Origin of the sequence: Candidatus Protochlamydia sp. W-9, from assembly GCF_001950615.1 — a bacterium.
GTDB classification, from domain to species: domain Bacteria; phylum Chlamydiota; class Chlamydiia; order Chlamydiales; family Parachlamydiaceae; genus Protochlamydia; species Protochlamydia amoebophila.
On the sequence record NZ_BCPZ01000042.1, the window covers coordinates 1 to 274 of the forward strand.

Genomic DNA, 274 nt, shown 5'->3' on the forward strand with positions numbered 1-274 from the left:
TGTACTCTTTGATACAACGACCTACAATTTCCCTGTCATAGTTGCGAACAAGACGAGGATCGATTTCTGGCAAGTGTAAAAACTGTCCGATTTCCGGATTCGACTGGGAAAAGATGGTATTAATTAAGCTAGACTCTAACACACTTTGTACAAAAACTTGAAGGTTTTCAAACTTTATGTCGTAATCTTTAAGATTTTTCATCTCTAGCTTCAAACTGTTCTTAAACCGATCTTCTAATAGTCTTTCATCATCCGGATCTAAACATTGCGAAGA

The 274-nt window shown here is 36.5% G+C and carries 1 protein-coding gene; it reads right to left on the reverse strand.

Going from position 1 to position 274, the window contains the following annotated elements; all coding sequences use genetic code 11:
• Positions 1-274, reverse strand: a 274-nt coding sequence (locus BU804_RS13040; protein WP_158024977.1) for a hypothetical protein, incomplete at both ends; no start/stop codon positions are given.